This window comes from Phocaeicola sp., assembly GCF_048170425.1.
Lineage (GTDB): Bacteria > Bacteroidota > Bacteroidia > Bacteroidales > Bacteroidaceae > Phocaeicola.
Genome location: NZ_DBEXBB010000279.1, coordinates 1 through 10,599, shown reverse-complemented (window position 1 = coordinate 10,599; position 10,599 = coordinate 1). Strand labels below are relative to the sequence as shown.

Here is a 10,599-nt window from a genome sequence, read left to right as displayed (position 1 = left end):
AAATAGTACAAACAATTAAATTTCATACAAAAATGGCAGATTTGAAAGCTTTTGCAGAACAATTAGTTAACTTGACAGTAAAAGAAGTTAATGAACTTGCAACTATCCTTAAAGAAGAATACGGTATTGAACCTGCTGCTGAAGCTGTAGCTGTTGCTGCTGGTCCTGCTGCTGCTGGTGCAGCTGCTGCTGAAGAAAAAACTTCATTCGATGTAGTTTTGAAGAGCGCAGGTGCTGCTAAATTGCAGGTTGTTAAGGCCGTTAAAGAAGCTTGTGGTCTTGGCTTGAAAGAAGCAAAAGACTTGGTTGACGGTGCTCCTAGCACAGTAAAAGAAGGTTTGGCTAAAGACGAAGCTGAATCTTTGAAGAAAACTTTGGAAGAAGCTGGAGCTGAAGTTGAACTTAAATAAGATTATCCTGTAAATCAGGTAGTTCGGTTAAGAGTCCTCTGTAAAGGGGATTCTTAACCTTTTTGCGTCTATATTAAGTTCACTAGGTTTCATGTGTCGGACCTGTGAGAGCGACCGACTATAATTATCCTAGTTTTTACATTTTAAACTCCATACAGATGTCTTCAGAAACTCAAAATCAACGAATTAATTTTGCTTCTATTAAGAATCCGATGCAGTATCCGGATTTTCTGGAAGTACAGTTGAAGTCATTTCAGGACTTCTTGCAATTAGATACCCCACCCGAAAAACGAAAGAATGATGGTTTGTATAAAGTTTTTGCGGAAAACTTCCCTATAGCTGATACACGCAATAACTTCGTGCTCGAGTTCCTTGACTACTATATTGATCCGCCTCACTATACAATTGATGATTGTTTGGAACGTGGCTTGACATATAGTGTACCTTTGAAAGCTAAATTGAAGCTTTATTGTACCGACCCCGATCACGAAGATTTTGACACAGTGATTCAGGATGTGTATCTGGGACCAATTCCTTATATGACTCCGAAAGGCACCTTTGTAATTAATGGTGCTGAACGTGTAGTTGTTTCTCAGCTGCACCGTTCTCCGGGTGTATTCTTTGGTCAAAGCATCCATGCCAATGGTACCAAATTGTATTCGGCTCGTATTATCCCGTTTAAAGGATCTTGGATTGAGTTCGCTACGGATATCAACAATGTGATGTATGCGTACATCGACCGTAAGAAGAAACTTCCGGTAACAACTTTGTTGAGAGCTGTAGGATTTGAAAATGATAAGGATATTCTTGAAATTTTCAATCTGGCTGAGGATGTAAAGGTTAACAAGACTAACCTGAAAAAGATTATTGGACGCAAATTAGCTGCTCGTGTGTTGAAAACATGGACAGAAGATTTTGTGGATGAAGATACTGGTGAAGTTGTTTCTATCGAACGTAACGAGGTTGTAATTGACCGTGAAACTGTCATTGAGCCTGAACATATCGACTTGATTATCGAGTCTGGTGTACAGAATATCCTCGTTCATAACGAAGAAGCAAATGCTTCTGATTATTCTATCATCTTCAATACTTTGCAGAAAGACCCAAGTAACTCTGAGAAGGAAGCTGTATTGTATATCTATCGTCAGTTGCGTAATGCTGATCCGGCTGATGATGCAAGTGCACGTGAAGTTATCAACAATTTGTTCTTCTCAGAAAAACGTTATGACCTGGGTGATGTAGGACGTTATCGCATCAACAAAAAGTTGAATCTGGATACTCCTATGGATGTCAGAGTATTGACGAAACAAGATATTATTGAGATTATCAAATATCTCATTGAGTTGATTAACTCAAAGGCTGATGTGGATGATATTGACCACTTGAGTAACCGTCGTGTACGTACAGTGGGCGAACAGTTGTCTAATCAGTTTGCAATTGGTCTGGCTCGTATGTCACGTACAATCCGTGAACGTATGAACGTACGCGACAACGAAGTATTTACTCCGATTGATTTGATTAATGCGAAAACCATTTCGTCTGTAATCAACTCATTCTTTGGTACAAATGCTTTGTCACAGTTCATGGACCAGACTAACCCGCTGGCTGAAATAACACACAAGCGTCGTTTGTCAGCTTTGGGACCTGGTGGTTTGTCACGTGACCGTGCTGGTTTCGAAGTTCGAGATGTACACTATACTCACTATGGCCGTCTGTGTCCGATTGAAACTCCTGAAGGTCCGAACATCGGTTTGATTTCTTCTTTGTGCGTCTATGCAAAGATTAATGAACTGGGCTTTATTGTTACTCCTTACCGTAAGGTGAAAGACGGAGTAGTAGACTTGTCTAATGAAGGTATTGAATACCTTTCTGCAGAAGAAGAAGAAGACAAGATTATTGCTCAGGGTAATGCTCCGCTGAATGATGATGGTACATTTATCCGTGAAAAGGTGAAAGCACGTCGTGATGCGGATTATCCGGTAGTTACTCCGGATCAGGTAGAATTGATGGACGTAGCTCCTCAGCAGATTGCATCTATCGCGGCTTCATTAATTCCGTTCCTTGAACATGACGATGCGAACCGTGCGTTGATGGGATCTAACATGATGCGCCAGGCAGTTCCTTTGTTGAAGACTGAAGCTCCGATTGTGGGTACAGGTATCGAAAAGCAGTTGTGTGAAGATTCACGTACACAGATTGCAGCAGAAGGTGATGGTGTGATTGACTTTGTGGATGCTACTACAATTCGTATTTTGTATGACCGTACAGAAGATGAAGAGTTTGTAAGTTTTGAACCGGCGTTGAAAGAATATCGTATTCCGAAGTTCCGTAAAACAAACCAGAGCATGACCATCGACTTGCGTCCGATTTGTAATAAAGGACAGCGCGTGAAGAAGGGAGATATCCTGACTGAAGGTTATTCTACTGCAAATGGAGAATTGGCATTGGGTAAGAACCTGCTGGTAGCTTACATGCCGTGGAAGGGTTACAACTACGAGGATGCTATTGTATTGAACGAACGTGTGGTTCGTGAAGATATTTTGACATCTGTTCACGTAGACGAATATATTCTGGAAGTACGCGAAACCAAGCGCGGTATGGAGGAATTGACTTCTGATATTCCGAATGTAAGTGAAGAGGCAACCAAGGATTTGGACGAAAACGGTATCGTGCGTATTGGTGCACGTATTGAACCGGGTGATATCCTGATTGGCAAGATTACTCCGAAGGGAGAGTCTGACCCGTCTCCAGAAGAAAAACTGTTGCGTGCTATCTTTGGTGATAAGGCAGGAGATGTGAAGGATGCTTCATTGAAAGCTTCTCCATCATTGCGTGGTGTAGTTATTGACAAGAAATTGTATTCTCGTGTAATCAAGACTCGTAGCGAGACAAATGCAGATAAGGCTATTCTGCCGAAACTGAATGAAGAATTTGAAGAAAAAGCAGCGGCTCTGAAAGCAATCTTGATTGACAAGTTGCTGGTATTGACAGCTGACAAGGTTTCTCTGGGTGTGAAGGATTATCTGGGAACTGAAGTGATTGCAAAGGGAGCTAAGTTTACTAAATACGATTTGGAATCATTGGATTATACCGTAATTCAGTTGAGCAAGTGGACTGCTGATGCTCATAAGAATGATATGATTCGTGATCTTATCGTAAACTATCTGAAGAAGTACAAGGAACTGGATGCTGAATTGAAACGTAAGAAGTTTGCGTTGACAATCGGTGATGAGTTGCCTTCAGGTATTATTCAGATGGCGAAGGTTTACATTGCTAAGAAACGTAAGATTGGTGTGGGTGATAAGATGGCCGGTCGTCACGGTAACAAGGGTATCGTTTCACGTGTGGTTCGCCAGGAAGATATGCCGTTCTTGGCTGACGGTACACCGGTTGATATCGTATTGAACCCGTTGGGTGTGCCTTCTCGTATGAACATCGGTCAGATTTTCGAAGCTGTATTGGGACGTGCCGGAAAAGAATTGGGCGTGAAGTTTGCGACTCCGATTTTCGATGGTGCTACTTTGGATGACTTGGATGAATGGACTGACAAAGCTGATCTGCCACGTTATTGCAAGACTTATTTGTATGATGGTGGTACAGGTGATCAGTTTGACCAGCCGGCTACAGTTGGTGTGACTTACATGTTGAAATTGGGTCACATGGTTGAAGACAAGATGCATGCCCGTTCTATCGGTCCGTACTCATTGATTACTCAGCAGCCGCTTGGTGGTAAGGCTCAGTTCGGTGGTCAGCGTTTCGGAGAAATGGAGGTTTGGGCAATCGAAGCATTCGGTGCTGCTCATGTACTTCAGGAAATCTTGACAATCAAGTCTGATGACGTAGTTGGACGTTCCAAGGCATACGAAGCAATTGTGAAAGGTGAACCTATGCCGACTCCGGGTATTCCTGAATCTCTCAACGTTTTGTTGCATGAACTTAGAGGTTTGTGCTTGAGCATTACGCTGGAATAACTTTTTCAAATGAAGAATGGAAAAGATGACTTCCATTCTTCATGATTAAATTCTTCATTATCATAAAATAAAAAGTATGGCTTTTAGAAAAGATACTAAGATAAAAAGTAATTTCTCAAAGATTACGATCGGTCTGGCATCACCCGAAGAGATTCTGGAAAATTCTTATGGTGAGGTTTTGAAACCGGAAACCATCAACTATCGTACTTATAAACCGGAACGTGACGGTTTGTTCTGCGAACGTATCTTCGGTCCCGTAAAAGACTATGAATGTCATTGCGGTAAGTACAAACGTATTCGCTACAAAGGCATTGTCTGCGACCGATGCGGTGTGGAAGTAACAGAAAAGAAAGTACGTCGTGAGCGTAGTGGTCACATTCAGTTGGTGGTACCTGTAGCTCATATCTGGTATTTCCGTTCATTGCCTAATAAGATTGGTTATCTGCTGGGATTACCGACAAAGAAACTGGATGCTATCATTTATTATGAACGTTATGTAGTTATCCAGCCCGGTGTGAAGGCTGAAGATGGTATCAGCAAATACGACTTGTTGTCTGAAGAAGAATATCTGGATATTATGGATTCTCTTCCGAAAGACAATCAATATTTGGAAGACAGCGATCCGAATAAGTTTATTGCCAAGATGGGTGCTGAGGCAATCTATGATTTGCTGGTGGGAATTGATTTGGATGCTTTGTCATACGAATTGCGTCATAAGGCAAACAGCGATTCTTCACAGCAGCGTAAAAATGAAGCGTTGAAGCGCTTGCAGGTTGTGGAATCTTTCCGTGCATCTCGTGGTCGCAACAAACCGGAATGGATGATTGTACGTATTGTACCGGTTATTCCGCCTGAATTGCGTCCGTTGGTTCCGTTGGATGGTGGTCGCTTTGCTACTTCAGACTTGAACGACTTGTATCGTCGTGTAATTATCCGTAACAATCGTTTGAAGCGTCTGATTGAAATCAAGGCTCCGGAAGTGATTTTGCGTAATGAAAAACGTATGCTTCAGGAAGCTGTCGATTCATTGTTCGACAACTCTCGTAAGTCGAGTGCAGTGAAGACAGATGCCAACCGTCCGTTGAAATCTTTGTCAGACAGTTTGAAAGGTAAGCAAGGACGTTTCCGTCAGAACTTGTTGGGTAAACGTGTTGACTACTCTGCTCGTTCTGTAATCGTTGTAGGTCCGGAACTGAAGATGGGTGAATGTGGTATTCCTAAGCTGATGGCTGCAGAATTGTACAAACCGTTCATCATCCGTAAGCTGATTGAACGTGGTATTGTGAAGACAGTGAAATCAGCGAAGAAGATTGTAGACCGCAAGGAATCTGTTATCTGGGATATCCTGGAACATGTAATGAAAGGACATCCGGTATTGCTGAACCGTGCTCCGACACTTCACCGTTTGGGTATCCAGGCCTTCCAGCCGAAGATGATTGAAGGAAAAGCTATCCAGTTGCATCCGTTGGCTTGTACTGCGTTCAATGCCGACTTCGATGGTGACCAGATGGCCGTACACTTGCCTTTGAGCAATGAAGCTGTACTGGAAGCTCAGATGTTGATGCTTCAGTCACACAATATTTTGAACCCTGCCAATGGTGCGCCTATCACTGTGCCTGCACAGGATATGGTATTGGGATTGTATTACATTACCAAATTGCGTAAGGGTGCCAAGGGTGAAGGTTTGATTTTCTATGGACCGGAAGAAGCAATGATTGCCTACAATGAAGGTAAGGTAGACATTCACGCTATTATCAGCGTAGTGGCTAACGACCTTGATGAAAACGGCAATATTGTGAAGAAGCTGATTAAGGAAACTTCTGTAGGTCGTGTCATTGTAAACGAACTGGTTCCGGATGAATGCGGTTATTTAAATACCGTTATTTCTAAGAAGTCTCTGCGTGACATCATCAGCGATGTTATTAAGGCTGTCGGTGTGGCTCGTGCTTGCGAATTCTTGGATGGTATCAAGAACTTAGGTTATAAGAAAGCATTCGAAGGTGGTCTGTCATTCAACTTGGGTGATATCATTATCCCGAAGGAGAAGGAAGAACTGGTAAAACGTGGTAACGAAGAAATCGAACAGATTATGATGAACTATAACATGGGATTCATCACCGATAACGAACGTTACAACCAGGTAATTGATACTTGGACTCACGTAAACAGTGACTTGTCAGACATTCTATATAAGACTATTAAGAACGACGACCAAGGATTTAACTCCGTATTTATGATGTTGGATTCTGGTGCCCGTGGTTCTAAGGAACAGATTCGTCAGTTGTCTGGTATGCGTGGTTTGATGGCTAAACCGCAGAAAGCCGGTGCTGAAGGTGCACAGATTATTGAAAACCCGATTCTTTCTAACTTTAAGGAAGGTCTTTCGGTGTTGGAATACTTTATCTCTACCCACGGTGCCCGTAAGGGTCTTGCCGATACTGCGTTGAAGACTGCCGATGCCGGATATTTGACTCGTCGTTTGGTTGACGTTTCTCATGACGTAATTATCAACGAAGAAGACTGTGGTACGTTGCGTGGTCTGGTTTGCACAGCCCTGAAGAACAACGATGAAGTAATCGCTACTTTGTACGAACGTATCCTGGGTCGTGTATCTGTTCATGATATTATTCACCCGACAACTGGTAAGCTGATTGTAGCTGCTGGTGAAGAGATTACAGAAGACATTGCAGAAGAAATCGAAAAATCTCCGATTGAAAGCGTAGAAATCCGTTCTGTATTGACTTGTGAATCTAAGAGAGGTGTTTGTGCGAAATGTTACGGGCGCAACCTGGCTACCAGCCGTATGGTACAGAAAGGTGAAGCCGTTGGTGTAATCGCTGCTCAGTCAATCGGTGAGCCGGGTACTCAGTTGACTCTGCGTACATTCCACGCCGGAGGTATCGCAGGTAACATGGCTGCCAATGCAAGTATCGTGGCTAAGAATGACGCTCGTCTGGAATTTGAAGAATTGCGTACCGTTGATGCAGTAGAAGAAACAGGTGAACCTGTGAAGATTGTAGTAGGTCGTCTGGCCGAAGTTCGCTTTGTGGATGTGAATACAGGTATCATCCTTTCTACTCATAACGTTCCTTACGGTTCTAAGTTGTATGCTTCAGATGGTGAGGTGGTAGAAAAAGGCAAGCTGATTGCTAAGTGGGATCCGTTCAATGCCGTTATCGTAACAGAAGCTACTGGTAAGATTGACTTTGAGTCAGTAATTGAAAACGTAACCTATAAGGTAGAATCAGATGAAGCTACTGGTTTGCGTGAAATCATTATTACTGAGTCTAAGGACAAGACAAAGATTCCGTCATTACACATTTTGGATGAAAATGGTGGAATTATCCGTACATACAACTTGCCGGTAGGTGGTCACGTAGTAGTAGAAGACAAACAAACCGTGAAATCGGGTGATATTCTGGTGAAGATTCCGCGTGCCGTTGGTAAGGCAGGTGATATCACCGGTGGTCTTCCACGTGTAACTGAGTTGTTCGAAGCTCGTAACCCGTCTAACCCGGCTGTCGTTTCTGAAATCGATGGTGAAATTACGATGGGTAAGATTAAACGTGGTAACCGTGAAATCATCGTTACATCGAAGACTGGTGACGTTCGTAAGTACTTGGTTGCTTTGTCTAAGCAGATTCTGGTTCAGGAAAATGACTATGTACGTGCCGGAACTCCGTTGTCTGACGGTGCCATTACTCCTGCCGACATCTTGGCCATCAAAGGTCCTACAGCCGTTCAGGAATATATCGTAAATGAAATCCAGGACGTTTACCGTCTACAAGGTGTGAAAATTAACGATAAGCACTTCGAAATCATCGTTCGTCAGATGATGCGTAAGGTACAGATTGACGAGCCGGGTGATACTCGCTTCTTGGAACAGCAGGTTGTAGACCGCATTGAATTCAATGAGGAAAACGACCGTATCTGGGGTAAGAAAGTGGTTGTAGATGCGGGTGATTCTCAGAACTTGCAGCCGGGACAGATTGTTACAGCTCGTAAGCTTCGTGATGAGAACAGTATGTTGAAACGTCGTGACATGAAACTGGTTGAGGTACGTGATGCAGTTCCTGCTACTTCTACTCAGATTCTGCAGGGTATTACACGTGCTGCATTGCAGACATCAAGTTTCATGTCAGCTGCATCATTCCAGGAAACTACCAAGGTATTGAATGAAGCTGCTATCAACGGTAAGGTTGATAAACTGGAAGGTATGAAAGAGAACGTTATCTGCGGTCACTTGATTCCTGCTGGTACAGGTCAGCGTGAGTTTGAGAAGATTGTGGTAGGTTCTAAAGAAGAATACGATCGCATCTTGGCAAACAAGAAGAATGTATTAGATTACAGTGGAGTTGAATAATCTCAACTACTATCATAAAAAGAGCCGTCTCATTTGAGGCGGCTTTTTTTATGTGCTTATTTGATGTAAGCAAGCATCGTATATTTAAAGTTTTTCGTTATTCTGATAATTGACTATTATAATTGTGTAGTACCTGTCATTTCCGCATTATAGGAGGGGAAATAGTACTTTGCTGATGCGTATGCCCAGTTTTATTTCCTTTTCCAATATAGCAGAATAAAGCGTCCGCCTGTGGCCATCAGGGCAAGAGAAAGTCCGGTATAAAAGACCGCAATAAAACTTTCCGGCAGCAGGCGTGCGGTACGGATGGTTATGCCAAGGGCAATCATGAAAGCCATCACCAGCCAACCCTTCACGTCAAAAAACGAGAATGGACAGCGTTTGCTGGGATTACCGGTGGTGATACGCTGGGCATGCTTGCGGTAGAGTTTCTGGAAAATCATGCAGAAGAACAGCAGAAATATCAGACTAGCCTCGCAGACCTTGAGCAGCCAGTAGTGCGCATCCGTTATCCAGCAGGAAATGCCGATACGGAGAATGTTGATACCGGCAACCAGCCATACGATTCCGGCCGTAAGCAGCAGCGTATTGGAAGATACTCCGTATTTCATATACTCTCAGCTTAGAACCATTTTATTTTCCGAAAAATAACAAAGGCCGTTGCCGAGAGGAAGATGGAGAAACATACAATCAAGGCAAAGGCGTGCGGCAGTCCTTCGATGTGAATATCGACGTTCATACCATAGAAACTGGCAATCAGCGTCGGTACCATCAGCACGATGGAAAGACTGGTCATGCGTTTCATGATGGTGTTCACATTGTTGGAGATGATGGAGGCAAAAGCATCCATGGTACCCGTAAGAATGTCACTGTAGATGTTTACCTGATTGTGTGCCTGCTTCAGTTCGATGAGCACATCTTCTGTCAGTTCCGTATTCTGATAGTCTTTTTCATTAAAGATGTTCTGAAGCCGACCTATCATGACCTCGTTGCCACGGATAGACGTATTGAAATACACCAGACTCTTCTGCAGGTTCATCAGCCGGAGCAAGTCCTCGTTACGGATGCTACGCTCCAGCTCCTTTTCCGCATTATTCACTTCGTTGTTGATTTGTTTCAGGTATTTCAGGAACCATACAGCCGACGAGTAAATCAGTCGCAGAATCAGTTCGTATTTATTGGGCACGTTGATACCTTTGCGCTGCGTATGTTCGATGAAATCCGGCAGCATCTCCGTAGAGTGATAGCACACCGAAATCACCAGTTCATTGTTCGTAATGATACCGATAGGCACCGTGGCATACGGCACTTTTGAATCAGGAGTCTGTACGGGAATACGCAGAATGGTCAGCAGCCAGTTACCTTCCGTATCCGTACGCGGACGTTCGTCGGTATCGGCAATGTCATTCAAAAAAGACTGGGGAACTTTTAATTGTTCTTGCAGGAAGTGGAAATCCGCGGCATCCGGACATTCAATGTTAATCCAGCAGTTAGGCTGCCAGTTGGCTTTCTCTACAAAGCCAGCTTCACAAAAAAGATACTTTCTCATCTGTCTGCTCCTTTCCTTCATTTTAAGCCCGGAGGAGCATCTTCAGAGTAAAAGACAGGATTACTCACGACACCCCTTCAGGAAGTGGTTAAAATAATTGTAATACGTTCGCGAGTAATAATCGTCCATATTAGTTCGTTTTAGGGTATAAAAAAAGTTCGTCTTTTCAACGAACTCTCAAGCTCTTCAGGTTGGACTTGAACCAACGACCCTCTGATTAACAGTCAGATGCTCTAACCGACTGAGCTACTGAAGAAGATTCAAAAATGTTTCAAAAAATAAGCTATTAGGTTTTGAATTAAACAA

5 protein-coding genes and 1 tRNA gene are annotated in these 10,599 nt (G+C 43.2%); 3 read left to right on the top strand and 3 right to left on the bottom strand.

From position 1 onward, the window contains the following. Positions 1-32: 32 nt before the first annotated feature. From rplL to rpoC, 3 genes are all read left to right on the top strand, one after another. Entirely contained in the window at positions 33-410 is a 378-nt protein-coding gene (gene rplL / locus ACMJ0U_RS11090) for a 50S ribosomal protein L7/L12 (protein ID WP_417129976.1), read from the top strand. Between the two features lie 158 nt (positions 411-568). Then, positions 569-4,381, top strand: a complete 3,813-nt coding sequence (rpoB, locus tag ACMJ0U_RS11085) for a DNA-directed RNA polymerase subunit beta (RefSeq protein WP_417129975.1) — start codon at positions 569-571, stop codon at positions 4,379-4,381. Between the two features lie 76 nt (positions 4,382-4,457). After that, positions 4,458-8,744, top strand: a complete 4,287-nt coding sequence (gene rpoC, locus ACMJ0U_RS11080; RefSeq protein WP_417129974.1) for a DNA-directed RNA polymerase subunit beta' — start codon at positions 4,458-4,460, stop codon at positions 8,742-8,744. Positions 8,745-8,935: 191 nt separating this feature from the next. Here rpoC and ACMJ0U_RS11075 read toward each other — a convergent pair whose 3' ends face one another. The 3 genes from ACMJ0U_RS11075 to ACMJ0U_RS11065 all read right to left on the bottom strand — a co-directional run bounded on the left by ACMJ0U_RS11075 (position 8,936) and on the right by ACMJ0U_RS11065 (position 10,549). Next, the gene (locus ACMJ0U_RS11075) at positions 8,936-9,355 is read right to left on the bottom strand and encodes a hypothetical protein (protein WP_417129973.1); all 420 of its coding nucleotides are present in this window, start codon (positions 9,353-9,355) and stop codon (positions 8,936-8,938) included. 11 nt (positions 9,356-9,366) lie between these two features. After that, the gene (locus ACMJ0U_RS11070) at positions 9,367-10,293 is read right to left on the bottom strand and encodes a magnesium transporter CorA family protein (RefSeq protein WP_417129972.1); all 927 of its coding nucleotides are present in this window, start codon (positions 10,291-10,293) and stop codon (positions 9,367-9,369) included. A gap of 182 nt (positions 10,294-10,475) precedes the next feature. Beyond that, a tRNA-Asn gene (locus tag ACMJ0U_RS11065) sits at positions 10,476-10,549 on the bottom strand. Between the last annotated feature and the right edge of the window lie 50 nt (positions 10,550-10,599).

What these genes read in the sequence shown, in the direction of transcription:
- ACMJ0U_RS11075 (WP_417129973.1), bottom strand. Translation starts at nt 9,355, where the DNA reads ATGAAATACGGAGTATCTTCCAATACGCTGCTGCTTACGGCCGGAATC.
- rpoC (WP_417129974.1), top strand. Translation starts at nt 4,458, where the DNA reads ATGGCTTTTAGAAAAGATACTAAGATAAAAAGTAATTTCTCAAAGATT.
- rplL (WP_417129976.1), top strand. Translation starts at nt 33, where the DNA reads ATGGCAGATTTGAAAGCTTTTGCAGAACAATTAGTTAACTTGACAGTA.
- rpoB (WP_417129975.1), top strand. Translation starts at nt 569, where the DNA reads ATGTCTTCAGAAACTCAAAATCAACGAATTAATTTTGCTTCTATTAAG.
- ACMJ0U_RS11070 (WP_417129972.1), bottom strand. Translation starts at nt 10,293, where the DNA reads ATGAGAAAGTATCTTTTTTGTGAAGCTGGCTTTGTAGAGAAAGCCAAC.